At 52.3% G+C, this 25,602-nt stretch carries 24 protein-coding genes; 12 read left to right on the top strand and 12 right to left on the bottom strand.

What is annotated here, in order from left to right:
- Positions 1-197 precede the first annotated feature (197 nt).
- The 4 genes from cysK to crr all read left to right on the top strand — a co-directional run bounded on the left by cysK (position 198) and on the right by crr (position 4,160).
- Entirely contained in the window at positions 198-1,163 is a 966-nt protein-coding gene (cysK, locus tag LC431_RS09150; protein WP_013574434.1) for a cysteine synthase A, read from the top strand.
- Positions 1,164-1,566: 403 nt separating this feature from the next.
- The gene (gene ptsH / locus LC431_RS09145) at positions 1,567-1,824 is read left to right on the top strand and encodes a phosphocarrier protein Hpr (protein ID WP_013574433.1); all 258 of its coding nucleotides are present in this window, start codon (positions 1,567-1,569) and stop codon (positions 1,822-1,824) included.
- Positions 1,825-1,874: 50 nt separating this feature from the next.
- Positions 1,875-3,602: a phosphoenolpyruvate-protein phosphotransferase PtsI gene (gene ptsI / locus LC431_RS09140; protein WP_013574432.1), complete on the top strand. Its 1,728-nt coding sequence runs from the start codon at positions 1,875-1,877 to the stop codon at positions 3,600-3,602.
- A 48-nt stretch (positions 3,603-3,650) separates the two neighbouring features.
- Positions 3,651-4,160 (top strand): PTS glucose transporter subunit IIA, encoded by a 510-nt coding sequence (gene crr / locus LC431_RS09135; protein ID WP_013574431.1) that lies wholly within the window; start codon positions 3,651-3,653, stop codon positions 4,158-4,160.
- 55 nt (positions 4,161-4,215) lie between these two features.
- Here the strand turns inward: crr and LC431_RS09130 are convergent, their stop codons facing one another.
- From LC431_RS09130 to LC431_RS09085, 10 genes are all read right to left on the bottom strand, one after another.
- Complete coding sequence (locus tag LC431_RS09130) at positions 4,216-5,565, bottom strand: ATP-binding protein (RefSeq protein WP_013574430.1); 1,350 nt, start codon at positions 5,563-5,565, stop codon at positions 4,216-4,218.
- Entirely contained in the window at positions 5,546-6,229 is a 684-nt protein-coding gene (locus LC431_RS09125) for a response regulator transcription factor (protein WP_013574429.1), read from the bottom strand. The genes LC431_RS09130 and LC431_RS09125 overlap by 20 nt, the downstream gene beginning before the upstream one ends.
- A 102-nt stretch (positions 6,230-6,331) precedes the next feature.
- On the bottom strand, positions 6,332-7,216 hold the full coding sequence (cysM, locus tag LC431_RS09120; protein WP_013574428.1) for a cysteine synthase CysM: 885 nt from the start codon (positions 7,214-7,216) through the stop codon (positions 6,332-6,334).
- A 115-nt stretch (positions 7,217-7,331) separates the two neighbouring features.
- A complete protein-coding gene (gene cysA, locus LC431_RS09115) occupies positions 7,332-8,426 on the bottom strand; it encodes a sulfate/thiosulfate ABC transporter ATP-binding protein CysA (RefSeq protein WP_013574427.1) in 1,095 nt (364 codons plus the stop codon).
- Entirely contained in the window at positions 8,416-9,291 is an 876-nt protein-coding gene (gene cysW / locus LC431_RS09110; RefSeq protein ID WP_013574426.1) for a sulfate/thiosulfate ABC transporter permease CysW, read from the bottom strand. Before cysW ends, cysA begins: the two co-directional genes overlap by 11 nt.
- On the bottom strand, positions 9,291-10,121 hold the full coding sequence (cysT, locus tag LC431_RS09105) for a sulfate/thiosulfate ABC transporter permease CysT (protein WP_013574425.1): 831 nt from the start codon (positions 10,119-10,121) through the stop codon (positions 9,291-9,293). Before cysT ends, cysW begins: the two co-directional genes overlap by 1 nt.
- Positions 10,121-11,143, bottom strand: a complete 1,023-nt coding sequence (cysP, locus tag LC431_RS09100; RefSeq protein ID WP_112151264.1) for a thiosulfate ABC transporter substrate-binding protein CysP — start codon at positions 11,141-11,143, stop codon at positions 10,121-10,123. Before cysP ends, cysT begins: the two co-directional genes overlap by 1 nt.
- A gap of 212 nt (positions 11,144-11,355) precedes the next feature.
- Positions 11,356-12,255 (bottom strand): Dyp-type peroxidase, encoded by a 900-nt coding sequence (locus tag LC431_RS09095; protein WP_037036357.1) that lies wholly within the window; start codon positions 12,253-12,255, stop codon positions 11,356-11,358.
- Between the two features lie 104 nt (positions 12,256-12,359).
- Positions 12,360-12,989, bottom strand: a complete 630-nt coding sequence (locus LC431_RS09090; RefSeq protein WP_183065307.1) for an RpoE-regulated lipoprotein — start codon at positions 12,987-12,989, stop codon at positions 12,360-12,362.
- Between the two features lie 150 nt (positions 12,990-13,139).
- On the bottom strand, positions 13,140-13,583 hold the full coding sequence (locus LC431_RS09085; protein WP_013574421.1) for a DUF2919 domain-containing protein: 444 nt from the start codon (positions 13,581-13,583) through the stop codon (positions 13,140-13,142).
- 217 nt (positions 13,584-13,800) lie between these two features.
- Between LC431_RS09085 and LC431_RS09080 the strand changes: the two genes are divergently transcribed.
- On the top strand, positions 13,801-14,199 hold the full coding sequence (locus LC431_RS09080; RefSeq protein WP_041673194.1) for a YgiW/YdeI family stress tolerance OB fold protein: 399 nt from the start codon (positions 13,801-13,803) through the stop codon (positions 14,197-14,199).
- A 63-nt stretch (positions 14,200-14,262) separates the two neighbouring features.
- Here LC431_RS09080 and LC431_RS09075 read toward each other — a convergent pair whose 3' ends face one another.
- Positions 14,263-14,688 carry a GNAT family acetyltransferase gene (locus LC431_RS09075; RefSeq protein ID WP_013574419.1) on the bottom strand — a complete coding sequence of 142 codons (426 nt, stop codon included), beginning with the start codon at positions 14,686-14,688 and terminating at the stop codon, positions 14,263-14,265.
- A 276-nt stretch (positions 14,689-14,964) separates the two neighbouring features.
- On the opposite strand from LC431_RS09075, the gene amiA reads away from it, so the two are divergent.
- The 4 genes from amiA (at position 14,965) to LC431_RS09055 (ending at position 18,383) form a co-directional block, all read left to right on the top strand.
- Positions 14,965-15,849 (top strand): N-acetylmuramoyl-L-alanine amidase AmiA, encoded by an 885-nt coding sequence (gene amiA / locus LC431_RS09070; protein ID WP_013574418.1) that lies wholly within the window; start codon positions 14,965-14,967, stop codon positions 15,847-15,849.
- Between the two features lie 99 nt (positions 15,850-15,948).
- Positions 15,949-16,932: an oxygen-dependent coproporphyrinogen oxidase gene (gene hemF / locus LC431_RS09065; protein WP_015689490.1), complete on the top strand. Its 984-nt coding sequence runs from the start codon at positions 15,949-15,951 to the stop codon at positions 16,930-16,932.
- Positions 16,932-17,381, top strand: coding sequence for a YaiI/YqxD family protein (locus LC431_RS09060; protein ID WP_013574416.1), 450 nt, complete (start codon positions 16,932-16,934; stop codon positions 17,379-17,381). The genes hemF and LC431_RS09060 overlap by 1 nt, the downstream gene beginning before the upstream one ends.
- A gap of 54 nt (positions 17,382-17,435) precedes the next feature.
- A complete protein-coding gene (locus LC431_RS09055) occupies positions 17,436-18,383 on the top strand; it encodes a nucleoside hydrolase (RefSeq protein WP_153374856.1) in 948 nt (315 codons plus the stop codon).
- Positions 18,384-18,442: 59 nt separating this feature from the next.
- Here LC431_RS09055 and maeB read toward each other — a convergent pair whose 3' ends face one another.
- Positions 18,443-20,722, bottom strand: coding sequence for an NADP-dependent oxaloacetate-decarboxylating malate dehydrogenase (gene maeB / locus LC431_RS09050; protein WP_013574414.1), 2,280 nt, complete (start codon positions 20,720-20,722; stop codon positions 18,443-18,445).
- Between the two features lie 370 nt (positions 20,723-21,092).
- Here maeB and tal point away from each other — a divergent pair, with 370 nt between their 5' ends.
- From tal to yegD, 3 genes are all read left to right on the top strand, one after another.
- Positions 21,093-22,043: a transaldolase gene (tal, locus tag LC431_RS09045; RefSeq protein ID WP_112198398.1), complete on the top strand. Its 951-nt coding sequence runs from the start codon at positions 21,093-21,095 to the stop codon at positions 22,041-22,043.
- Between the two features lie 55 nt (positions 22,044-22,098).
- Complete coding sequence (gene tkt / locus LC431_RS09040) at positions 22,099-24,093, top strand: transketolase (protein ID WP_223509722.1); 1,995 nt, start codon at positions 22,099-22,101, stop codon at positions 24,091-24,093.
- 141 nt (positions 24,094-24,234) lie between these two features.
- The gene (gene yegD / locus LC431_RS09035; RefSeq protein WP_013574411.1) at positions 24,235-25,587 is read left to right on the top strand and encodes a molecular chaperone; all 1,353 of its coding nucleotides are present in this window, start codon (positions 24,235-24,237) and stop codon (positions 25,585-25,587) included.
- Positions 25,588-25,602 lie beyond the last annotated feature (15 nt).

The raw sequence follows: 25,602 nt of genomic DNA, 5'->3' as shown, positions 1-25,602 counted from the left end.
CAGCCGCCTGCGGGCGGCTGCCTGCTATGCTTGACTTTTCTCCCTCAAACTTATTTCTTAATAACGTATCGATATAGCAAATACCAAAACCTTACTTCACTGGGAAAGCGGTTCGCGTATGCTTTCCTGATTCCCACTAATTTCATAGTGTTGAAAGCTTCACACCGTGAATATTTCATACAGTTAAAGGACGGGTTATGAGCAAGATCTATGAAGACAATTCATTAACAATTGGCCACACGCCACTGGTTCGCCTGAACCGTATCGGTAATGGTCGAATTCTGGCTAAGGTCGAGTCACGTAACCCGAGCTTCAGCGTAAAATGCCGTATCGGTGCCAACATGATCTGGGATGCTGAAAAGAAAGGCATTCTGACCAAAGATATCGAACTGGTTGAACCTACCAGCGGTAACACGGGTATCGCACTGGCCTATGTGGCTGCTGCGCGCGGTTACAAGCTGACACTGACTATGCCGGAAACCATGAGCGTTGAACGCCGTAAGCTGCTCAAAGCGCTCGGCGCCAATCTGGTGTTGACAGAAGGCGCCAAAGGCATGAAAGGGGCGATTGCCAAAGCCGAAGAAATTCAGGCCAGTGATCCGCAGCGCTATCTTATTCTTCAGCAGTTCAGCAACCCGGCCAACCCGGCTATCCACGAGCAAACCACCGGCCCGGAAATCTGGGAAGATACCGATGGCGCAGTGGATGTGCTGATTGCAGGCGTGGGTACCGGCGGGACTATCACCGGAACGGGCCGTTATCTGAAAAGTAAAAAAAGCAGCGTGAAACTGGTGGCCGTTGAGCCAACAGACTCCCCGGTTATCACCCAGACGCTCAACGGTGAAGAAGTGAAGCCGGGCCCGCATAAAATCCAGGGTATCGGCGCAGGCTTTATTCCGGGTAACCTGGATCTGGCATTGCTGGATCGTGTCACGCTAATCACCAACGACGAATCCATTCAGATGGCACGCCGTCTGATGGAAGAAGAAGGCATTCTGGCCGGGATTTCTTCCGGTGCGGCGGTTGAAGCTGCGGTGAAATTATCCAAAGAACCGGAGTTTGCAGATAAAACGATTGTGGTTATTCTGCCTTCTTCCGGTGAACGCTATCTGAGTACCGCATTGTTTGCAGATTTATTCACTGAAAAAGAATTGCAACAATAATGCCACATCCTTAAAAGCGGCCAAAAAAGCACCTCGAGGGGTGCTTTTTTGTGGCCTGCGTCAAACTTTACACCACTTCGTCATTGATTTTACCCGCCAGGTTTAGTATTTAACCGGACAATTATTTCGATGCTCGAAATTAATCGCTTCCACGAGTCTTCCCCGCTGAATCGATTTACTGATTTGTTACACGAGGGGAAAAGACGGCATAATGGAGGAATAACAGAAAAAGCCTGGATCCAGGGCAAAGAGTTTTATCGCTGAGTGCGTTATTTTCTCTTTTCTGTTGCATCTGAACCTGCCCCTGAACCATAGTCAGGCGCGAATCTCTACAGGCTAAAGTGAAGGCCATAAGCTAAACTTTAGCTCCACAACATTACTTTAATAAGTTGGGGAAACAACAATGTTCCAGCAAGAAGTTACTATTACCGCTCCTAATGGTCTGCACACTCGCCCTGCTGCACAGTTCGTGAAAGAAGCTAAAGGTTTCGCTTCTGACATCACCGTGACTTCAAACGGTAAAAGCGCCAGTGCTAAAAGCCTTTTCAAACTGCAAACTCTGGGCCTGACCCAAGGTACCGTTGTGACCCTCTCAGCTGAAGGTGAAGACGAGCAGAAAGCCGTTGAACACTTGGTAAAACTGATGGCAGAGCTCGAGTAATACACAGCCGCTCTTATAAAGTTTAAACCAGTCAAGAGAAAGGTAGGGTTATGATTTCAGGCATTTTAGTATCTCCCGGTATCGCTTTCGGCAAAGCACTTCTGTTGAAAGAAGATGAAATTGTCATCAACCGGAAAAAAATCTCTCCAGATCACGTTGATCAGGAAGTTGAACGTTTCCTGACGGGCCGTGCGAAAGCGTCTGCTCAACTGGAAGTGATCAAGACCAAAGCCGGTGAGACCTTCGGTGAAGAGAAAGAAGCCATCTTCGAAGGCCACATCATGTTGTTGGAAGACGAAGAGCTTGAACAGGAAATCATAGCCCTCATCAAAGACGAGCACGCTTCTGCTGACGCTGCAGCTTTCTCTGTCATTGAAGGCCAGGCGAAAGCCCTGGAAGAGCTTGATGACGAATACCTGAAAGAACGTGCGGCTGACGTGCGTGACATCGGTAAACGCCTGCTGCGCAACATTCTGAACATGACCATCGTTGATCTGAGCTCCATCCAGGACGAAGTTATCCTGGTTGCGACCGATCTGACGCCATCAGAAACAGCGCAGCTGAACCTGAACAAGGTTCTGGGCTTTATCACTGATTTGGGTGGTCGTACTTCTCACACCTCAATCATGGCCCGCTCCCTGGAACTGCCTGCTATCGTGGGTACCAGCGATGTGACCAAACAAGTTAAAAATGATGACTATCTGATCCTCGATGCTGTTAACAATAAAATCTATGTCAACCCGACAGCAGACGTTATTGACGAGCTGAAAGCCGTTCAGAACCAGTACATCACTGAAAAAGACGAACTGACTAAACTGAAAGACTTACCGGCTATCACGCTTGATGGTCATCAGGTTGAAGTTTGTGCCAACATCGGTACCGTGCGCGACGTCGCCGGTGCAGAGCGCAATGGCGCTGAAGGTGTCGGCCTGTATCGTACAGAATTCCTGTTCATGGATCGTGACAGTCTGCCTACCGAAGAAGAGCAATTCCAGGCGTATAAAGCCGTTGCTGAAGCGATGGGGTCACAGGCAGTTATCGTACGCACCATGGACATCGGCGGTGACAAAGACCTGCCGTACATGAACCTGCCGAAAGAAGAAAACCCGTTCCTGGGCTGGCGCGCAATCCGTATCTGTCTGGATCGCAAAGAAATTCTTCACGATCAGCTGAAAGGTATTCTGCGTGCTTCTGCGTTCGGTAAACTGCGCATCATGTTCCCGATGATCATTTCTGTTGAAGAAGTGCGTGAACTGAAAGCAGAACTCGAAATGCTGAAAGTGCAGCTTCGTGAAAAAGGCCAGGCATTCGATGAGACTATCGAAGTCGGCGTGATGGTGGAAACACCCGCAGCGGCTGTGATTGCGCATCACCTGGCGAAAGAAGTCGATTTCTTCAGTATTGGTACAAACGATCTTACCCAGTATACTTTGGCGGTGGATCGCGGTAACGAGCTGATTTCTCATCTGTACAACCCAATGTCTCCGTCTGTACTTGGTTTAATTAAACAAGTTATTGACGCATCTCATGCTGCCGGTAAATGGACAGGGATGTGCGGCGAGCTAGCCGGTGACGAACGTGCTACACTTCTTCTATTGGGCATGGGATTAGATGAGTTCAGCATGAGCGCTATCTCTATCCCACGCATCAAGAAAATTATTCGCAATACAAACTTCGAAGATGTGAAAGCGCTGGCAGACCAGGCCCTGGCCCAACCTACGGCGCAAGAGTTGATGAACCTGGTTAACAAGTTCATTGAAGAAAAAACACTCTGCTAATTGCGCGATGCTGGTAAAGCTGCCCAAATTAATGCTTAGGAGAAGATCATGGGTTTGTTCGATAAACTGAAATCATTGGTTTCTGATGATAAAAAAGACGTTGGCACTATTGAAATCGTAGCGCCAATCTCTGGTGAAATTGTCAACATTGAAGATGTGCCAGACGTTGTTTTCGCTGAGAAAATCGTTGGTGACGGTATTGCTATCAAACCATCTGGCAACAAAATGGTTGCTCCGGTTGACGGCACTATCGGTAAAATCTTCGAAACTAACCATGCTTTCTCAATCGAATCCGACAGTGGCATTGAGTTGTTCGTGCACTTCGGTATCGACACCGTTGAACTGAAAGGCGAAGGCTTCAAACGCATCGCTGAAGAAGGTCAACGTGTTAAGAAAGGCGATTTGGTTATCGAGTTTGATCTGGCTCTGCTGGAAGAGAAAGCGAAGTCTACTTTGACTCCGGTTGTCATCTCTAACATGGACGAGATCAAAGAGCTGATTAAACTGACTGGTAGCGTGACTGTGGGCGAAACCCCAATCATCCGCATCAGGAAGTAATTTGCTCAGCGAGAAGTAAAAAAACGGCGCCTAATCAGCGCCGTTTTTTATTGCCTCACATTTGCCAGTGCGGGACTTGAAGGCTGATGATCAGGCCATGAGGCTGCGCGTTACGGGCATCTACTTTCCCCTCATGCGCCAACATCACTTTGCGGGTGATCGCAAGCCCCAGGCCGTAGCCTTTGCCTGACAGCGGCGATTTCACGCGCACGAACGGGTCAAAGATACTCGACAGCTTATCTTCTTCCACGCCCGGCCCCTGATCGGCCACTTCAATTTGCAAATACTGTTCAACCTGAGCCAGTGAAACACTGATAGTTTGGCCGCGGGCCGAAAAACGCAGGGCATTACGCACCACATTATCCACCGCACGACGCATCAGCTCAGCATTACCCTTCACGGTGTAATCCATATTATCCGGAGACCCGGGGTACATCGCGATTTCGACCCCCGGCAACTGCGCTTCATAGCGGGCATCATTAACGACCGCCTCCACCAATCCGTAGAGATCGAAATACTCTTCATCAGGGATTTCACTGCTTTCAGTACGTGACAACGCCAGCAGTTCGCCAATCATTTTATCCAGCCTGCCCGCTTCGTGTTCTATGCGACTCAGGGAGCTTTCGACATTCGACGGATTCTGCCGCGCCAGACCGATTGCCAGTTGCAAACGCGCCAGCGGAGAACGCAGTTCATGCGAGACATCATGCAACAGCTCTTCGCGCGCTTTGACCAGCACCTGCAGGCGTTCAGCCATAGAGTCAAAATCACGCGCCACTTCAGACAGCTCATCGTGCCGCTTACCCATACTGGTAAACAGGCGGACTGATAAATCCCCCTGCGCCACCCGTCCGAAGGCTTTACGCATTTGCAACATTGGCCGCGTCAGGTTCCATGCCAGTACGGCGCTGAACAGTAAACCGCCCAGTCCACCCAGCCATAACAGTGGCGGCGGCATATTCAGCCAGTCCCTGTGACGTCTCGGGCGATATTCATGCATCAGCCCGTCAACATCATATTTCAGCCGGTAACCCTGCCCGTCCGGTCCCTGCACAAACTGCACGACTTCATGCGGAATTTTACCGGGTTCCAGATCCTTAATCGTATTGCCTTTAGCAGGCAGCAACGACGGCGACACTGAGAAGAATTGTCGGTCATCTTGCGGCCAGTCGGCCATCATGGCGTTAAGAGCAGGCAGACCGCCGTAATGCAGCGTGGAAACAGCCGAGGTAATTTGCAGTTTCACAAACCGGCGGGCAATTCCGCTTTCCGGCGGTTCATGTGGATTGTAGAAAGCAAAAACCACCCAGAGGCCCTGAGTGATCGCCACGAAAGTAAACCAGAATCCCAGCAGTATTTTCCAGAACAGTCTGCCGCGCAGTCGTTTAGCGGATTCGATAGCCAATGCTGCGCACCGTTTCAATAGTCAGAATATCGCCACCTTCCAGTGACCCCAGTTTCTGACGGATGTTACTGATATGCACATCAATACTGCGGTCATAAGCTTCGCGCGGACGCCCGAGACCTTTTTCCGACAACTCATCTTTCGATACCACGCGTTCAGGAGAACGTAACAGTAACTCCAGAAGGTTGAACTCAGAAGCCGTCAGATCGAATGGCACGCCGCGCCATTCACTGCTGCGGGTCGCCGGATTGAGCGTCAGATCGCCATAGTTGACCGAGGAGTTATCAGAGTGTGATTCCTGCTGCTCTTCCACACGACGCAGCACAGCACGCAGACGCGCCACCAGTTCGCGCGGATAGCACGGCTTTGGCATGTAATCATCTGCGCCCATTTCCAGACCGATGACACGATCAATGTTGTCACCCTTCGCAGTCAGCATGATGATCGGCAGACGGCTGTTTTTACGCACCTGACGCAATACATCAATACCGCTCATGTCCGGCAGCATAATGTCGAGGATCATTGCGGTATATTCGCCAGACATCGCACCTTCCACACCCGCTTTACCGGTCAGCACCAGAGAAGCATCAAAGCCTTCTGCGATCAGGTATTCGCTGAGCATGGTGCCTAATTCAAGATCGTCATCGACTAATAAAATTTTCATTCTTCATTTCCGCCTGGCTAAAATTTTGGTCATTTTTACCACTAAGCCAGCCATTAGCAGCGGCTTTTACTCTAATTTTACATTCAACAGATGAATATAGGATCAAACATTAAACACACCTGTGGATAAATAACGGTCACCACGATCACAAATAATCGCCACAATCACGCTACCCGGATGATTTCTGGCGACGCGTAAAGCGCCCGCTACCGCCCCCCCGGAACTCACGCCACAGAAGATACCTTCCCTACGCGCCAGCGCCCGCATGGTGTCTTCTGCTTCGCCCTGCCCCATATCCATCACTTCATCGACCAGTTCAGGATTGAAAATGCCCGGCAGATATTCTTCCGGCCAGCGGCGGATACCTGGAATGCTGCTGCCTTCTGACGGTTGCAGCCCGACAATTTTCACGCCAGCATGCTGGCTGCGCAGATAACGGCTGACACCGGTTATCGTGCCGGTAGTGCCCATGCTGGAGACAAAATGGGTGATGCGCCCGTGTGTCTGTTGCCAGATTTCAGGGCCTGTCGTCGTAAAATGTGCGAGCGGATTGTCAGGATTGTTAAACTGATCCAGCACTTTCCCCAGTCCCTGTTTTTCCATTTCCAGAGCGAGATCACGTGCGCCTTCCATTCCCTGCGCGCGGCTGACCAGCAACAGTTCAGCACCATACGCCCGCATTGATGCCTGACGCTCAAGGCTCATATTTTCGGGCATCAGCAATTTAAGCCTGTAGCCTTTCAGCGCCGCAATCATCGCCAGCGCAATGCCGGTATTGCCGCTTGTGGCTTCAATCAGCGTATCCCCCGGATGAATTTCGCCCCGTTTTTCCGCCTGCTCAATCATAAACAGCGCGGCGCGATCTTTAACCGAACCGGCGGGGTTATTGCCTTCCAGCTTGACCCAAATCTCGCTGTCCAGCCCCTGCGTCAGACGCTGTAATCTCACCAGAGGGGTATTGCCGATGTAATGTTCGAGCGTACTCACGGGCTTGCCTTATATTAAAAAGGTATATTGACTGATAAAAAACACATAAACAGGTATCAGGCGATAAAAAGGGCGGCCCGATGACCGCCCTGAGAAAAATGCTGATTAAAAAATATCAGGCACTCTTCGCTAACGCAACGGGTTGTAACGGCTGGTCGCCAGCATACAGGCGGCCATTCAGTCCGCCGACATAGAAACGATCGCCGCGCTGCGGTGCGCTATTACCGTGGATTTCGGAAAGCACAACCGAAAGCGGTTCGTCGTGCCAGCCCTCGGCCTGCACGATAAGCTGCCAGAAATGGCCACGCGGGCTGACTTCCAGCACCTTCACCGGCAACGGACAGCGTGCTGTACTGTGCGGCGTAATTTCCATTTCCCAGGGACGCAGGAATAAATCGACCACACCCTGATGCAGGGGCGGGTTATCCAGCGGCCAGTGATATGCACCGACGTACAGCTGAGATCCCCGGATTTCGCCATGAATTTTATTAACTTCACCCATGAATTCCAGCACGAAACGGGTTGCCGGTTCACGCCAGATTTCCTGCGGGGCGCCGACCTGTTCGATATTACCCTGGCTCATGACCACCACGCGGTCAGCGACTTCCATCGCTTCTTCCTGATCGTGAGTCACGAACACGCTGGTGAATTTCAGTTCTTCATGCAGCTGACGCAGCCAGCGGCGCAGCTCTTTACGCACCTGTGCGTCCAGCGCGCCAAAAGGTTCATCCAGCAGCAGAATTTGCGGTTCAACCGCCAGCGCACGGGCCAGCGCCACACGCTGTTTCTGACCGCCGGAAAGCTGTGCCGGATAACGGTTTGCCAGATGGCCAAGTTGCACCATCTCCAGCAATTTAGTGACTTTCTGTTTGATGGCTTCAGCATTCGGACGCTCACGGCGCGGCAGCACCGTCAGGCCAAACGCGATGTTGTCGAACACCGTCATATGGCGGAACAGCGCATAATGCTGGAAAACGAAACCGACCTGGCGATCACGGGCATGCAGGCGCGTCACGTCTTTACCGTGAAAACTCAGGTGTCCGGCGCTTTGATTTTCCAGTCCGGCGATAATACGCAGCAACGTGGTTTTACCTGAGCCGGAAGGCCCGAGCAACGCCACCATCTCTCCGGAAGCAATATCGAGCGAGATATCATTGAGCACCTTAGTGCGGCCAAAATATTTGTTGATACCGTTAATTTCAATGCTCATGACTTTCCTCCCGCTCAAGACGGTCGTTGTGGCGCTTCAGACGCCATTGCAGGCCGCTTTTCAGAAACAGTGTGACAATTGCCATCAGGGTTAACAGCGCAGCGGCAGTAAACGCGCCTGCGGTGTTGTAGTCCTGATGCAGTAATTCGACTTGTAATGGCAGCGTGTAGGTTTCGCCACGGATAGAACCGGACACCACCGATACCGCCCCGAATTCCCCAATCGCGCGGGCGTTGGTCAGCACCACGCCATACAGTAATGCCCAGCGGATATTCGGCAGGGTCACGCGGCGGAACATCTGCCAGCCGGACGCACCCAGTAACACCGCGGCTTCATCTTCATGACTGCCTTGACTCAACATCACCGGCACCAGCTCACGGATGACAAACGGACAGGTGACGAATACTGTCACCATCACCATGCCCGGCCAGGCGAACATAAACTGAATATTGTGCGCATCCAGCCAGCCGCCAATCGGGCCGTTGGTGCCGTAAAACAGCAAATACAGTAAACCGGCAACCACTGGTGAAACCGCAAACGGGATGTCGATCAGCGTCAGTAATAACTGACGTCCCGGGAAATTAAAGCGCGCGACCAGCCAGGCCAGCAACGTGCCGAAAATCAGGTTCACCGGCACGGTGATCAGCGCCATCAGGACGGTCAGCCAGATAGAATGCAACATGTCGGAGTCCGACAGGTTCTTCCACACCGCTGCAATGCCGTCGGAAAACGCCAGCACAAAAATGCTGATCATCGGGATCACCAGCAGCAGAATACAAATCAGCACCCCCGTGCCGATCAATGACCATTTCACCCAGTCAATACGCTGACGTCTTTCGCCCGCAAAAGCCGGAATATCAGACATTACTGGCCTCCCAGACGACGGCCATAACGGCTCTGTAAGGTGTTAATCGCAAACAGCAACAGCAGCGATGCGGCGAGGATCACCGAAGCAATAGCGCTGGCTGCCGGGTAATCAAACTCCTGTAAGCGGATAAAAATCATCAGCGAGGTCACTTCGGTTTTCCAGGCAATGTTACCGGCGATGAAAATCACTGCGCCGAATTCGCCCAGGCTGCGGGTGAAGGACAACGCCGTACCCGCCAGCAAGGAAGGCATCACTTCCGGCAACACCACGCGACGAAAACTCTGCCAGCGCGAAGCGCCCAGCGTTTCAGCCGCTTCTTCATATTCCGGGCCTAATTCTTCCAGCACCGGCTGCACGGTACGCACCACAAACGGGATGCTGGTAAATGCCATCGCCACCGCAATACCAAGCCAGGTGTACGCCACTTTGATATCAAAATGCGCCAGCCACTGACCGTAAAAACCGGTGGTAGAAAACAATCCTGCCAGCGTTAAACCGGCGACTGCCGTCGGCAGGGCAAACGGCAAATCCATCAGACCATCGATCAGACTTTTACCCGGGAATTCATAACGGGTCAGGATCCACGCCATCAGCATGCCGAAGAAACAGTTAAAAATACTCGCCACGCCCGCCGCCAGCAGCGTTACTTTATAGGCCGCCACCACCTGACCGTTGGTGATCACATCCCAATATTGTGCCAGTGTCATTTGTGACAACTGCATCACCAGTGCACTCAGCGGCAGCAACAGCACCAGGCACACGAACAACAAACTGCTGCCGAGGCTCAGGGTGAATCCGGGTAATACGCGTTTGCTCGACAACAACATTACTTGTGACCTTGCTCTAACAGTTTATCCAGCTCACCGCCGGTACTGAAATGGGTTTCCATCACTTGTGGCCAGCCACCGAACTGCTCTTCAACTTTGAACAGTTGGGTCTCCGGGAACTGCTCTTTCGCCGCCGCCATCGCCGTTTTGTCATACACGCGGTAGTTAAAACTGGTGATGATTTTCTGCGCCTGCGGGCTCCACAAATAATTCAGATAATCTTTTGCGGCTTTCTCTGTGCCATTTTTCTCAACGTTTTTGTCCACCCAGGCGACCGGGAACTCCGCCAGAATATCCACCTTCGGAACAATCACTTCATATTTATCATCACCGTACTGCTTACGGATGTTGTTCACTTCCGATTCAAAGCTGATCAACACATCGCCCAGTCCACGTTCGACAAATGTGGTGGTTGCGCCACGACCGCCGGTATCAAATACCTGCACGTTTTTCAGGAAACTCGCCATCTTTTCGCGGGTCTGCGTCTGGTTTTTATTGTCTTCCAGATTGAATGCGCCCCAGGCACCGAGATAAGTATAACGACCATTACCGGAGGTTTTTGGATTCGGGAACACCAGACTCACGCCCGGACGTGCTAAATCGTCCCAGCTGTGAATGTTTTTTGGATTGCCCTTACGTACCAGGAAGGCCATGGTGGAATAGAATGGCGAACTGTTATTAGGCAGACGGCTTTGCCAGTTGGCCGGGATCAGGTTGCCGCGGTCATGCAAAATCTGCACATCGGTCACCTGATTATACGTCACCACATCTGCTTTCAGGCCCTGCAAAATCGCCAGCGCTTGCTTGGAGGAACCGGCATGCGACTGTTTAATATCGAGTTTATCGCCATTATTTTGATCAGCCCACTGTTTCTGGAATGGCGGATTCAGCGCGGCAAAAAGTTCACGGGACACATCATAAGAGCTGTTGAGCAATTCGGTTGCCGAAGCCGCCCCGCTGGCCAGCAACAATGCCGCCACAGAACTTTTCAGCACATTGCCGGTAAATCCGAGTGTTTTCATGCTTAGCCTTAGGTGAGTGAACCGATATGCGACGCTGATATATGTCGCTCAATATCACACAGTGTATTTATAACTGAGGGTCAGGCTGTAACGGTTTTATATACCATTTGGTGATTTTCAAGCATGAAAAGCTATAAGGCATTAACAAGCGATGGGGGAATAACAAAAAGGGAAGAAGCAGGCGCGTCCGCGACGGAACGCGCCGGAAGAACTTAAAGCGCTAACAGTCGGGTCAGTGAAGGGGCGAAATAATAACTGCCGGTCACCGGACGGGTGAAGCGCAGCATGGCATCGCGTTTGCCATCAAGATCGCCAAACATGCTCAGCAGCTGTTTCTCAATGTTCCACAAACGGGCGCAATAGCTAATGAAATACAAACCGTGCTCACCGCTGGCCGTACCGTAAGGCAGGCTCTGGCGCAGAATTTTCAGGCCTTTGCCGTCTTCTTTCAGGTCAACACGACTGACGTGGGAAGTGTCCGGGCGAGTTTCTGAATCCAGCTCTTCGTCGGTTTCTTTTGTACGCCCGATAACATCTTCCTGCTGCTGCACGGAGAAGCGTTCCCATTGCACCAGATTATGTTTCCAGCGCTGAACCATCACGTAACTGCCGCCTGCATCAACACTGCCTTCAGGAATAATCGCCACCTGAGCGCGGGCTTCTGCTTTCGGGTTTTCAGTTCCGTCGATAAAACCGCTGAGGTCACGTTCTTCCAGCGCACGGAACCCGTGGGTTTCTTCTTCGACAGTGATTGAACTGCCGAAGGCTTTCAATGCCGCCTGTGCCAGCGCGAAGTTCACGTCATGACGCAGGGACTGAATGTGCAACAACATATCGCGCTGCGTCGCCGGTGCCAGACCTTTACCCAGCGGCTCGAAAGACTTCAGCTCAGCGGCACCCTGATTTCCGGATAAATCACGCCATACATCGTTGCCAAAGGCCACGACCGCACCAAGATGTTCAGTGGGAAATTTTTTCTGCATGTCTTCCAGTACGGCCAAAAATGCACGGCAGCCGTGCCGGAGCGCATCCAGGTCCCCCTGAGCTTTCGCTTCAATGTAAATCGCGAAACGGCAATGTTCGGGTAAAATGCCGCTCTGAACCTGAGTCATTTTCTCATCCTCGTTAATTTGACCGGCGATATCATACCGGATGTCAATAAAAATGCCTTGCGCGAAGGCAAGGCATTGAGGGCTTTTTAAGCGGAGAAACCCGTTTATTGCGCGGCAGCGGCCTGCGCAGGATTAGCACGCCAGATAATTTTGCTGACCTTCCAGTCTTTCAGGGCATCATCCGAAGGCATCAGCGAATCCGGGCCATGCCAGATACCGCTGAACACATACGTCACGTGAGCACTTTGCGGCGCTTTACACTCGACGTTTTCAGCATCGTCCCCTTCGCCCTTCACGCACACATCGAAAGCCTTGCTGTAGAGATCGCTGAAGGGCGTACCGATTTTAACGCCCCATTCACTTTCAACTTTCGTATCAACAACATCGACGCGCTGGACGTTACCTTTCGGCTCACCGCTGATCGACATCTTCACGTCTTTACCGTCCATCGCCTGGAAGAAGCTCAGCATTTTGCCGTTGCTCATCGACATACCGCTGCGCAGGGTATAGTCGCCGTCCAGCGCATCTTTAATGGCCGTTTCTGTCAGCGGGGTGCTGGCCGTAATATCACCCACCCCTTTGTCGCTGACCGTCAGGCTGCTGCCAAACCAGTTAAGCGGATTCATGGCTGACCAGGACACGCCCGGCCATGACATAGATGACATCGACGAACAGCCGGTCAGGATCAGCGGCAGCACCAGTAACATCGGGCGAACCCGCAGGCGAACAGTCATTCGGTACACTCCTATACTCCCCGTTCCCGTTGGCCGGTGCGGCCTGACGGATAAACCGGCAGTGAAATTATTATTTATTTACGCATTATTGTTCAGCGCCAGTTCGAGTACTTTTCTGGTAAAAAAGTTCAGCCTCGAATGGAATATGCATCAGGCCAGACGCCGCGCGGCATCAAAACAAGCGCGCAGACGGCGGCTCAGTAACCAGTAAGCCAGCGCGGCGGCATCCAGCAAGGCCAGCACGATATCCACGCCGGAAATCGTATCTGTGCTTTGCCACAGCCCCAGCCCCTGCAATGCGAAAGTGATAAACATCCCTGCCAGGAGTAACCAGTAACCGGCCTGCCAGATACGCGGCCACAGATGGCGACGGCCGCTAAGCAGAAAAACCAGCGCGGGCGGCAACCCGAGCAGCATGCCAGACCAGAAACTTTGCTGATCAGGATAAAACAACGCCAGCAGATCACTCCCCTGCTGGCGCGATGCGCCGGCCATCACAAACAATAACCAGGTCCTCGCCTGCAAAATCAAAATAGTCCAGAACCACAGCGGCAATCGCAACATACCGTGGTCGTTATAATCATCCGGGTTCATAAAAAGGACAACATTCCTGCAAATAAGGTGAAAGTTAACCATCACTCAAGGACATACCCAAAATAATTCATAATCTGCAATTTAAAGTATGCCGGGTATGCGCTTAAGAAACTGTTAAGAACTGTCTGTTTTAATGGTCTCCAGCACGGCAAGACATGCGAAACGATGTCATAGTTGCCGGTACCCGGAAACGTTAAATTAAGGACGACCTATTATGATGAAGAAGATCACTCTGGCAACCCTGATTGCACTTTGTTCAGCGACTGCATTTGCCCAACAGACCGGTGGCTTTAACGGCCCGTCAGCGCAGGAGTCGCAGACCCAGCCAGCAGCACAGGGCGGTTTCACTGGCACCACGGCGCTGAGTACAGTAAAAGATGCGCAAACCATGAAAGATGATCAGTGGGTTATGCTGGAAGGGTTTATCGATCAGCGTATCGACCACGATAAATACATTTTCCGCGACAATACCGGCACACTCAATGTCGAAATTGACGGCAAACGCTGGCAGGGACAGAACGTGTCGCCGAAGGACAAAATCCGCATTGAAGGTAAAGTCGATAAAGACTGGAACTCTGTGGAAGTGGATGTCAAAAGCGTAAAATTGATTAAGTAAATCAGAAAACTAAAAGCCCCGGCAAAGTCATACTTGCCGGGGCTTTTTATTGAGGAAACAGCTTCAGTACTCTTGATCTTCGATCAAACGTTTGCCAAGCAAAAGAGTATCCGAAATTTCATAACCCAGTTTTTCATACATACTGACCACTGCATCGTTTTCAGCACGCACCATTAAATTCATCTTCGGGCAGCCGCGGGCGATTAACTTCTTCTCCAGACGGTTAACCAGCGCATTGGCAATGCCACGCCCGCGATAATCCGGATGCACACCCAGATAATTCGCCGAACCACGATGACCGTCATACCCCCCCATCAGCGTGCCTACCACTTCACCACCGACTTCCGCCACCAGGAAAAACTCCGGGCTGTGGTTAATTTTACGTTCAATATCCAGCTCAGGATCATTCCACGGGCGCAATAAATCGCAGCGCTCCCATAAGGTCAGTACTTCTTCAAAATCTTCTTGACGGTATACGCGAATTTCCATCACTGTTCGCCGCTGTTGATAGGGGTTTATATGATTATCGCGTGATCTGTTTGATACGCAACATCAAAATCACAAATTGAGGACTTTACAAACCATTTGGAACGATAAAATCTTCACATAAAACAACGTGACACCTTTCCTGCAACGGATATTTATTCGGTCATGACATCATTCACGACACAATATTCATAAAAAGTAATAGTTCTCAGATCGAAACTATAAAAAAGATACTCTATAACATAGAGCATTCTGCACTTTTCTGACGGTAACGGACTGATGTTAAACCCTCTGAACAAATTTCTGCATTTCCAGCCTTTGCCTGCCACCGCCACACGTCGCCAGCTATTGTTGTCCGGGCTGGGATTAGCGATTGCCGCATTCGGTTCGCGCTCTGCCAGCGCTGCGCAGCAGGAACACATCACCAAATCAGCCCCGGCCCCTAAACCGGCGGGCGCAAAAAAACTGGTGATGATTGACCCCGGCCATGGCGGCATCGATTCCGGTGCGGTCGGTCATGAAGGCTCGGAAGAAAAACACGTCGTGCTGGAAATCGCCAACTATGTGCGGGAATTCCTCGGTGAACAAAGTCATATTGAAGTTAAACTGACCCGTGACTCTGATCACTTTATTCCGCTTTATCAGCGCGTTGAACTGGCGCATCAGCATCAGGCCGATTTGTTTGTCTCGATTCATGCCGATGGTTACACCAGCCCCACCGCTTCCGGCGCGTCTGTTTTCGCCCTCTCTAATCGCGGTGCCAGCAGCACAATGGCGCGGTATATGTCGAAAAAAGAAAACGATGCCGATCTGGTTGCGGGCGCGAAATATGCCAAAGAAGACAACAATTATCTGCAACAGGTTTTGTTCGATCTGGTGCAAACCGACACCATCAAAAACAGTCTGACATTGGGGCATCACGTGCTCGACAGGATCCGCCCGATCCACCATCTGCACAGCCAGCAGACCGAACAGGCGGCGTTTGCTGTTCTGAAATCTCCGTCGATCCCGTCGATTCTGGTGGAAACTTCGTTTATCACCAATCATCAGGAAGAACAGTTGCTCAGCACCACGGCGTTCCGTCGCGAGATCGCACAGGCGATTTCTCAGGGTATTGTGAATTTCTTCAGTTACTTCGATGCCAATGAACGCAAGCCACGGTAAAGTTCTTCCGCCACCAAAAGCAGACGCATCTGGGCGACCAGGCTGATTTTGGGTATATAATCACTTCCTCTTTCTGATTCAGCGCCTGCAAAGCGCTGAATGTCTTTTCAGTCAACGTCTGCGAGTTTGCCCGTGAGCCAATCCATTCCCGACATCCAGCAAGTTAAAACTTTCCTGCTTAAGCTCCAGGATCATATTTGCCAGCAACTGGCCGCCGCTGATGGCAACGGCCAGTTCTCTGAAGATCAATGGGTGCGGGAAGAAGGTGGCGGCGGCCAGAGCCGGGTGCTGACCCATGGCGCAGTGTTTGAACAGGCGGGGGTAAACTTCTCGCATGTTGCCGGTGCCACCCTGCCTGCCTCAGCAACCGCGCATCGCCCCGAACTGGCTGGTCGCAGTTTTCAGGCGATGGGCGTTTCACTGGTTATTCATCCGCTGAATCCTTATGTGCCAACCAGCCACGCCAACGTACGCTTTTTCATTGCGGAAAAGCCCGGCGAAGCACCGGTCTGGTGGTTTGGCGGTGGCTTTGACCTCACGCCTTATTACGGTTTTGAAGAAGATGCCCGCCACTGGCACCTGACAGCACAACAACTTTGCCAGCCGTTTGGCGATGATGTGTACCCGAAATACAAAAAGTGGTGCGACGATTACTTCTTTATCAAACACCGCAACGAAGCGCGCGGTATCGGCGGCTTATTCTTTGATGACCTGAATTCGCCGGATTTCGACACCAGCTTCAGCTTTATGCAGGCCGTGGGCAATGGCTTTACCGACGCTTATCTGCCCATAGTGGAAAAACGTAAAGCCCTGCCGTGGGGCGAACGCGAGCGCCAGTTCCAGCTTTACCGCCGTGGCCGCTACGTCGAATTCAATCTGGTGTGGGATCGCGGAACACTGTTTGGCCTGCAAACCGGTGGCCGTACAGAATCCATTTTAATGTCGATGCCGCCGCTGGTGCGCTGGGAATACGGCTATCAACCTGAAGAAGGCAGCCCGGAAGCCGCGCTTTACAGCGATTTCCTGCCAGTTCGCGACTGGCTGGCTGAAAAGGGTTTATCTGAAAACGGAGCGCCAAACTGATGCAAATCTGGGTTGATGCAGACGCCTGTCCGAACGTCATTAAAGAAGTGCTGTTCCGCGCTGCGGAACGCACCGGCATGATGGTGACACTGGTTGCCAACCAGATCATCCGCACACCGCCGTCAAAATTCCTGCGCACCTTACGCGTAGAAGCGGGTTTCGACGTTGCGGATAACGAAATTGTGAAACGCACCGAACCCGGCGATCTGGTGATCACCGCCGATATTCCGCTGGCAGCGGAAGTGATTGAAAAAGGTGGTGTTGCGCTCAACCCACGCGGCGAGCGTTACACGACTGAAACCATTAAAGAACGTCTGAATATGCGTGATTTCATGGACACCATGCGCGCCAGCGGCGTACAGACCGGCGGACCACCCGCGCTTAATCAGCGCGACCGCCAGCAATTTGCCAATGAACTGGATAAGTGGCTGCAACACGCTAAAAAATAATCCGATCTGGCTGACGAAACCGACGTACCACTACATTAATTAAAGGAATAAAAAATGGTCAAAAAGATCATCCTTGATTGCGATCCGGGGCACGACGACGCTATCGCGATGTTACTGGCTCACGGTAACCCGGAAATTGAGTTGCTGGCCGTTACTACGGTCGTCGGCAATCAAACGCTGGAGAAAGTCACCCGCAATGCCCTTGCCGTGGCGCGTGTTATTAATCTGACCGGCGTGCCGTTTGCGGCGGGCGCAACCCGTCCGCTGGTGCGTCAGATTGAAGTGGCTGACGAAATCCACGGTGAGTCCGGCCTAGATGGTCCGGTGCTGCCGGAGGCGGCCATCACCCTTGAACCTGTTCACGCCATCGATCTGATCATTGATTTGATCATGTCTCATCCACCGAAAACTATCACGCTGGTACCCACTGGCGGGCTGACCAACATAGCCATGGCGGTGCGCAAAGAACCGCGCATTGCTGAACGCGTGAAGGAAGTCGTGCTGATGGGCGGCGGTTATCACGTGGGTAACTGGAGTGCGGTCGCAGAATTCAATATCAAGATTGACCCTGAAGCCGCGCATATCGTGTTCAACGAAAAATGGCCGCTGACCATGGTCGGACTGGATTTAACCCATCAGGCGCTGGCGACACCAGAAGTCGCCGCGCGCATTGCCGCTGTGGGTACTCAGCCCGCTAAATTTGTCGGTGAGTTGCTGGAGTTCTTTGGTCTGAGCTACAAAGACCGTCAGGGCTTTGATTCTCCACCGGTTCATGATCCTTGTGCTGTGGCTTACGTGATTGATCCGAACGTAATGACCGTGCAAAAAGTGCCGGTGGATATCGAACTGACCGGCACTTTAACGCTGGGCATGACAGTAGCCGATTTCCGCGTCCCAGCTCCGCCGGATTGCCATACACAAGTGGCAGTTAAACTTGATCATCAGCGTTTCTGGGATCTGATCGTCGATGCGCTGGAGCGTATCGGCGAAGTAAAATACTGAGCCAGCGATTGAGAAAAACGGGCCTCGCTATGAGGCCCGTTTTCTTCACTATAAGGTGTTTATAAAGGCTCGGTTTGTGCTTCAACGACAGCCAGCGCCACCATATTGACTATTCGCCTGACCGATGCAATTGGCGTCAGGATATGTACCGGTTTCGACACCCCCATCAGCACCGGTCCGACGGTCACTCCTTCCGAACACGACACCCGCAGCAGGTTGTAACTGATACGCGCTGATTCCATGTTCGGCATGATCAGGATATTTGCTGAACCTTTCAGCGGGCTGTCCGGCATGATGTCCTGGCGGATGCTTTCGACCAGCGCCGCGTCGCCGTGCATCTCACCGTCAATTTCCAGATCAGGAGCACGCTCATTAATCAGCTCCAGCGTACGCCGCATTTTCAGCGCAGCCGGGCTGTCTGATGTACCAAAACTGGAATGCGACAACAGCGCAACTTTCGGCTCAATGCCAAACCGCCTCACCGTTTCTGCCGCCATCAGCGTGATTTCCGTCAGTTGTTCCGGCGTCGGGTCATCATTGACGTAGGTATCCGCAATAAAAGTGTTGCCGCTCGGCAGCAACAGCGCATTCATCGCCCCGGCAACATGTGTACCTTTGCGAAACCCGAATACATTCTCCACGATATCGTAATGCTCATGATAGGTGCCAACCGTGCCGCAAATCATCGCATCGGCTTCTCCGCGCAGCAGCATGATGGCAGAAATCAGTGTCGGATTGCCGATCACTGCCCGACGCGCCTGCTCCTGCGATACACCGCGCCGTTTCATCAGCTCATAATATTCACGCCAGTATTCATTAAAACGCGGATCAGATTCGTTGTTCACCACTTCAAAGTCCCGTCCCGCTTCCAGTTGCAGGCCGAGCTTTTTGATGCGCATAGCGATGACACTGGGACGCCCGACCAGAATTGGCTTCGCCAGCCCGAGGGAAATCAGCTCCTGCGTGGCATGCAGTACGCGCTCCTCTTCTCCTTCTGCCATCACCACCCGTTTAGCGTCTTTCTTCGCCTGCGAGAAAATGGGTTTCATGAACAGATTGGTTTTGTAGACGAACTCGGCGAGTTTTTCGGTATACGCTTCCAGATCCTCAATCGGGCGCATGGCCACACCGGAATCCATTGCAGCTTTCGCCACCGCAGGCGCAATTTTCACGATCAAACGCGGGTCAAAAGGCTTAGGAATAATATATTCGGGGCCGAAAGACAGCTCTTCTTCACCGTAAGCGGAAGCCACCACATCACTTTGTTCGGCCATCGCCAGATCCGCGATAGCATGAACGCAGGCCAGTTTCATTTCTTCATTAATGGTGGTCGCCCCGACATCCAGCGCGCCGCGGAAAATGAACGGGAAACACAGCACATTGTTCACCTGATTCGGGTAATCCGAGCGTCCGGTGCAGATAATGGCATCCGGCCGGACGGCTTTTGCCAGCGGCGGTAAAATCTCCGGCTCCGGATTGGCCAGCGCCAGAATCAGCGGATCTTTGGCCATGGTTTTCACCATCTCCTGCGTCAGCACGCCGGGGCCGGAACAGCCCAGGAAAATGTCCGCATCCGGGATTGCATCGGCCAGCGTACGCTGGCCGTTATCTGCAATGGCATACGCCGCTTTGGTTTCGGCCATATTTTCTTCACGCCCCTGATAAATCACACCACGGGAATCGCAGGCCGTGATGTTGTGGCGTTTCAGCCCCAGCGCCACCAGCAAATTCAGGCAGGCGATGGCGGAAGCCCCTGCGCCGGAAACGACCAGCCGCACATCGGAAATGCTTTTCCCAACCACGCGCAGACCATTTAATACTGCGGCAGTACAGATAATGGCGGTGCCGTGCTGATCGTCATGAAACACCGGGATTTTCATGCGTTCCCGAAGCTTTTTTTCAATGTAGAAACATTCCGGCGCTTTGATATCTTCAAGATTGATGCCACCGAATGTCGGCTCTAGTGCGGCAATCACATCGATCAGTTTATCGGGATCGTTCTCATCCACTTCGATATCAAAAACATCGATACCGGCGAATTTTTTGAACAATACGCCCTTGCCTTCCATCACCGGTTTCCCTGCCAGTGCACCGATATTCCCCAGTCCGAGAACGGCAGTACCATTGGAAATCACCGCCACCAGATTGCCGCGTGCGGTGTATTTGTATGCCGCCAGCGGATCTTTAGCGATCTCCAGACACGGGGCAGCAACGCCCGGAGAATAGGCCAGCGCCAGATCACGTTGTGTCGCAAGAGGCTTGGTGGGCGAAACCTGAATTTTTCCGGGCACCGGAAACTCATGGAAATCGAGCGCACTTTGCTTGAGTTGTTCGTCCATTGCAGGATCCTTTTCTTGTTTTTGTAGGGTACGGGGAAATATCAGCATCTGGTTTTCCCGCTGACCAGTATAGATAACCCTGCCACGACTAAACGCGGATCACGACCAAAAATTAGCGGTTACATTGATTACTTTTCATTCATGGAAGACGTCTCGTAAAAATGCACTAAGCTTAAAGTTTGTCCTTGCGCTTTTCTCGCCAGACGCTCAGTTTGACGGGCAACAGGGGCCGCCATTGTTGAGACCCATTGCAGTAATCAGAAAAAGCGCATTCAGTTTGTTAACCGGATGATGCAGGGTAGGAGCCCTACGAAAGAGAGTCGTTCGACCTTAATTGCTGTATCGTTTTTTCTCGCCAAGGAGCTAAGAGATGAACCAGTTAGACGCACTAAAAAAAATCACCACCGTCGTTGCCGACAGCGGTGACATTGAATCTATCCGTCATTTCGAGCCTCAGGATGCGACGACCAATCCTTCGCTGATCCTCAAAGCAGCCGACCTGCCACAATACCAAAACCTGGTTAAAGACGCGCTGGACTATGCCCGCAAGCAAGGCGGCAGCAAAGAAGCTCAGGTGATCAATGCCACAGATAAACTGGCCGTCAATATCGGGGCCGAAATTCTGAAAAGTGTACCGGGGCGCGTCTCGACAGAAGTGGATGCCCGGCTGTCATTTAACCGGGATTTGTGTATCGAAAAAGCCCGCAAACTGATTGGTTTATATCAGGATCATGGCATTGATAAATCGCGCATTCTGATCAAACTGGCGTCTACGTGGGAAGGCATTCAGGCCGCCAAAGAACTGGAAAAAGAAGGCATCAACTGTAACCTGACCCTGCTGTTCTCCTTTGCTCAGGCACGCGCCTGCGCCGAAGCCGGTGTCTACCTGATTTCTCCCTTCGTTGGCCGTATCTACGACTGGTACAAAGCCAAAGAGCCCAATGCCACTTACGACGTTGAAAAAGATCCGGGCGTGAAATCTGTCCGGGATATCTACGAATACTACAAATCCCACGGTTACGAGACCGTCATCATGGGTGCCAGTTTCCGCAAAGTGGAACAAATTCTGGCACTGGCAGGCTGTGACCGTCTGACCCTTTCTCCAAACCTGCTGGAAGAGCTAAAAGCCAGTGACGCGCCGGTTGAACGCAAACTGCAACCGTCCTCTCAGGCGGGTAAAAAGCCTGCACCGCTGACTCAGGCTGAATTCCTCTGGGAACATCATCAGGATGCGATGGCGGTAGATAAACTGGCCGAAGGTATCCGCCAGTTCGCCGTCGATCAGAAAAAACTCGAAGATATGCTGTCAGCACAACTTTAGTTTTAACTCAATTTAAGCGCTGAACTTTAGCTTTAAAAAAACAGATGGAGTGAATATGCCCTCTCGTAAAGAACTTGCGAATGCGATCCGTGCCCTGAGCATGGATGCCGTTCAAAAAGCGAACTCAGGCCATCCCGGCGCACCAATGGGAATGGCGGATATCGCTGAAGTGCTGTGGCGTGATTACATGAATCACAACCCGACCAACCCGAAATGGGCCGATCGCGACCGCTTCCTGATGTCTAACGGACACGGATCAATGCTGCAATACAGCCTGCTGCACCTGACGGGTTACGATCTGCCAATGAAAGAGCTGGAAAACTTCCGCCAGTTGCATTCGAAAACGCCTGGGCACCCGGAATTCGGCTATACACCGGGCGTCGAAACCACCACCGGCCCGCTGGGTCAGGGTATCGCTAACGCCGTAGGTTTCGCGATTGCCGAGCGTACGCTTGCAGCTCAGTTTAACCGTGAAAATCACGACATCGTGAACCACTACACCTACGCCTTTTTAGGCGACGGCTGCATGATGGAAGGCATCTCACACGAAGCCTGTTCGCTCGCCGGCACCATGAAGCTCGGCAAGCTGATTGCGTTTTATGATGACAACGGTATCTCCATCGACGGCCATGTTGAAGGCTGGTTCACCGATGACACCGCCAAACGCTTTGAAGCCTATCACTGGCATGTGATCCGCGGTATTGACGGGCATGATCCTGACGCGGTGAAAGCGGCAATCGAAGAAGCCCGCAAGGTGACCGACAAACCGTCGCTGTTGCTATGCAAAACCGTCATTGCATTCGGCTCACCGAACAAAGCCGGCACCCACGGCGCGCATGGCGCTGCGCTGGGCGATGATGAAGTCGCTGCCACCCGTAAACATATCGGCTGGAACTATCCTCCGTTTGAAATACCGCAGGATATTTACGCCCAATGGGATGCCAAAGAAGCCGGTAAAGCGAAAGAGAAAGCCTGGAACGAGAAATTTGCGGCTTACGCAAAAGCCTATCCGCAACTGGCCGCAGAATTTGAGCGCCGTGTGAGCGGCAAACTGCCTGCTAACTGGCAAAGCGAAACGCAGAAATACATCGAAGAATTGCAGGCGAAACCGGCCAATATTGCCAGCCGTAAAGCCTCGCAAAACGCCCTGGAATCCTTCGGTAAAATCCTGCCTGAATTCCTCGGCGGTTCTGCGGACCTTGCGCCAAGTAACCTGACGATGTGGTCTGGTTCAAAATCTATCGGTGACGATAAAGCGGGTAACTACATTCACTACGGTGTCCGTGAATTTGGCATGACCGCCATCACTAACGGTATCGCCCTGCACGGCGGTTTCCTGCCTTATTCCGCGACATTCCTGATGTTCGTGGAATATGCCCGTAACGCCGTTCGTCTGGCGGCACTGATGAAAATCCGCAACGTGTTCGTGTATACCCATGACTCTATCGGTCTGGGTGAAGACGGCCCGACGCACCAGCCGGTAGAACAAATGGCCAGCCTGCGTGTGACGCCAAACATGAACACATGGCGTCCGGGCGATCAGGTAGAATCAGCTATCGCCTGGAAATACGCCATCGAACGTACTGACGGTCCTTCTGCACTTATCTTCTCGCGCCAGAACCTGACTCAGCAGCCCCGTACGGCTGAGCAACTGGCTAACGTAGCTCGCGGCGGTTATGTACTGAAAGATTCTGACGGCACACCGGACGTTATCCTGATTGCCACCGGCTCTGAAGTCGGCATCACGGTGGAAGCCGCAGAGAAACTGACCGCGTTGGGTACCAGGGTTCGCGTGGTGTCCATGCCGTCCACCGATGTCTTCGATCAACAGGACGCAGCGTACCGTGAGTCTGTTCTGCCGAAAACTGTGACCGCACGCGTCGCTGTTGAAGCCGGTATCGCCGATTACTGGTACAAGTATGTAGGCCTTAACGGTGCCATTGTCGGCATGACAACCTTCGGGGAATCCGCACCCGCAGAGCAACTGTTTAAAGAGTTCGGCTTTACCGCTGATAATGTCGTCGCGAAAGCACAGGGGCTATTGAAGTGATAGAAATGAAGTAATTCTCCGCCCTTTGTTCCCTCTCCGTCCCAGGAGAGGGACTTCCTCAGAATTGTACCGCCCATCTGACTTGATGAATCTCGCTCTCTCCGGTAAAGTCCCGTCCCTTCTTTGGCATGGGGAACAATGATGTTTATTGGATTTGACTACGGTACAGCGAATTGCTCCGTTGCGGTGATGCGTGACAATAACGCTCACCTTCTGGCGCTCGAAAATAACGATCCTTACTTACCCTCCATGCTTTGTGCGCCGACACGTGAAGCGGTCAGCGAATGGCTGAACCGTCACGGACAGGTTCCGGCAGGCAGTGATGAAAATCTGGCGCTGCTGCGTCGCAGTATCAGCTTTAACCGCGAGGAAGATATTCCGGTCAATGCCAACAGCGTAAACTTCGGTTTGCAGGCGCTTTCGACCTATATGGAAGATCCGGAAGAAGTGTACTTTGTGCGTTCGCCAAAATCGTTCCTTGGCGCAAATGGCCTGAAACCTCAACAGATCGCTCTGTTCGAAGATCTGGTTTGTGCGATGATGTTCCACATCAAACGCCAGGCTGAATCCGTCTTGCAGGAAAGTATTGAACAGACCGTTATCGGCCGCCCGATTAACTTTCAGGGTATGGGGGGTGAAGAGGCCAATGCCCAGGCGCAGGGGATTTTGCAGCGTGCGGCTGAACGCGCAGGTTTCCGCGATATCGCTTTCCAGTTTGAACCGGTGGCGGCAGGTCTGGATTTCGAAGCCACACTGACCGAAGAGAAAACGGTTTTGGTTGTCGATATCGGCGGCGGTACCACCGACTGCTCGGTGCTGCTGATGGGGCCACAATGGCGTGATAAAGCAGAGCGTCAGAACAGCCTGCTCGGCCATAGTGGTTGCCGCGTCGGCGGTAATGATCTGGATATCATGACCGCATTCAAGCAACTGACACCACAATTTGGTATGGGCAGTGAAACCCAGAAAGGTATCGCTATTCCGGCCCTGCCTTACTGGAATGCCGTCGCGACCAACGACGTTCCGGCGCAACTGGATTTCTATAGTGTGGCGAATGGCCGCATGTTGCGTGATCTGATCCGCGATGCAGCGCAGCCTGATTTGATCAAACGCCTGCTGAAAATTCAGCAACAACGTCTGAGCTACCGTCTGGTTCGTGCAGCGGAAGAAAGTAAGATTGCACTGTCTGAACATGAAAGCGTAACGGCGGCAATGGACTTCATTGAATCGGGTCTGGCAGAAACGATCAGCCAGCAACAACTGAGCGAAGCGATTTCTCAGCCACTGGAACGTATTCAGGAGCAGGTCAGTCTGGCACTTGCCAGCAGCGAAATTAAACCGGATGTAATTTACCTGACCGGTGGCAGTGCGCGTTCACCGTTATTACGTGCTGCGTTGCAGGCTCAGTTACCGGGTATCCCGCTGGTCGGAGGGAATGATTTTGGCTCGGTCACCGCCGGTCTGGCGCGCTGGGCACAAACGTTGTTCCGTTAAGATTTAAAGATGCAG

It is taken from the genome of Rahnella sp. GSA61A, from assembly GCF_019969905.1.
Lineage (GTDB): Bacteria > Pseudomonadota > Gammaproteobacteria > Enterobacterales > Enterobacteriaceae > Rahnella > Rahnella aceris.
This window is presented reverse-complemented; position numbering and strand designations above follow the sequence as displayed.

Coding starts and splice junctions, on each gene's coding strand:
- cysK (WP_013574434.1), top strand. CDS start 198: ATGAGCAAGATCTATGAAGACAATTCATTAACAATTGGCCACACGCCA.
- ptsH (WP_013574433.1), top strand. CDS start 1,567: ATGTTCCAGCAAGAAGTTACTATTACCGCTCCTAATGGTCTGCACACT.
- ptsI (WP_013574432.1), top strand. CDS start 1,875: ATGATTTCAGGCATTTTAGTATCTCCCGGTATCGCTTTCGGCAAAGCA.
- crr (WP_013574431.1), top strand. CDS start 3,651: ATGGGTTTGTTCGATAAACTGAAATCATTGGTTTCTGATGATAAAAAA.
- LC431_RS09125 (WP_013574429.1), bottom strand. CDS start 6,229: ATGAAAATTTTATTAGTCGATGACGATCTTGAATTAGGCACCATGCTC.
- cysA (WP_013574427.1), bottom strand. CDS start 8,426: ATGAGCATTGAAATTAACGGTATCAACAAATATTTTGGCCGCACTAAG.
- cysW (WP_013574426.1), bottom strand. CDS start 9,291: ATGTCTGATATTCCGGCTTTTGCGGGCGAAAGACGTCAGCGTATTGAC.
- cysT (WP_013574425.1), bottom strand. CDS start 10,121: ATGTTGTTGTCGAGCAAACGCGTATTACCCGGATTCACCCTGAGCCTC.
- cysP (WP_112151264.1), bottom strand. CDS start 11,143: ATGAAAACACTCGGATTTACCGGCAATGTGCTGAAAAGTTCTGTGGCG.
- LC431_RS09095 (WP_037036357.1), bottom strand. CDS start 12,255: ATGACTCAGGTTCAGAGCGGCATTTTACCCGAACATTGCCGTTTCGCG.
- LC431_RS09090 (WP_183065307.1), bottom strand. CDS start 12,989: ATGACTGTTCGCCTGCGGGTTCGCCCGATGTTACTGGTGCTGCCGCTG.
- LC431_RS09085 (WP_013574421.1), bottom strand. CDS start 13,583: ATGAACCCGGATGATTATAACGACCACGGTATGTTGCGATTGCCGCTG.
- LC431_RS09080 (WP_041673194.1), top strand. CDS start 13,801: ATGAAGAAGATCACTCTGGCAACCCTGATTGCACTTTGTTCAGCGACT.
- LC431_RS09075 (WP_013574419.1), bottom strand. CDS start 14,688: ATGGAAATTCGCGTATACCGTCAAGAAGATTTTGAAGAAGTACTGACC.
- amiA (WP_013574418.1), top strand. CDS start 14,965: ATGTTAAACCCTCTGAACAAATTTCTGCATTTCCAGCCTTTGCCTGCC.
- hemF (WP_015689490.1), top strand. CDS start 15,949: ATGTCTTTTCAGTCAACGTCTGCGAGTTTGCCCGTGAGCCAATCCATT.
- LC431_RS09060 (WP_013574416.1), top strand. CDS start 16,932: ATGCAAATCTGGGTTGATGCAGACGCCTGTCCGAACGTCATTAAAGAA.
- LC431_RS09055 (WP_153374856.1), top strand. CDS start 17,436: ATGGTCAAAAAGATCATCCTTGATTGCGATCCGGGGCACGACGACGCT.
- maeB (WP_013574414.1), bottom strand. CDS start 20,722: ATGGACGAACAACTCAAGCAAAGTGCGCTCGATTTCCATGAGTTTCCG.
- tal (WP_112198398.1), top strand. CDS start 21,093: ATGAACCAGTTAGACGCACTAAAAAAAATCACCACCGTCGTTGCCGAC.
- tkt (WP_223509722.1), top strand. CDS start 22,099: ATGCCCTCTCGTAAAGAACTTGCGAATGCGATCCGTGCCCTGAGCATG.
- yegD (WP_013574411.1), top strand. CDS start 24,235: ATGTTTATTGGATTTGACTACGGTACAGCGAATTGCTCCGTTGCGGTG.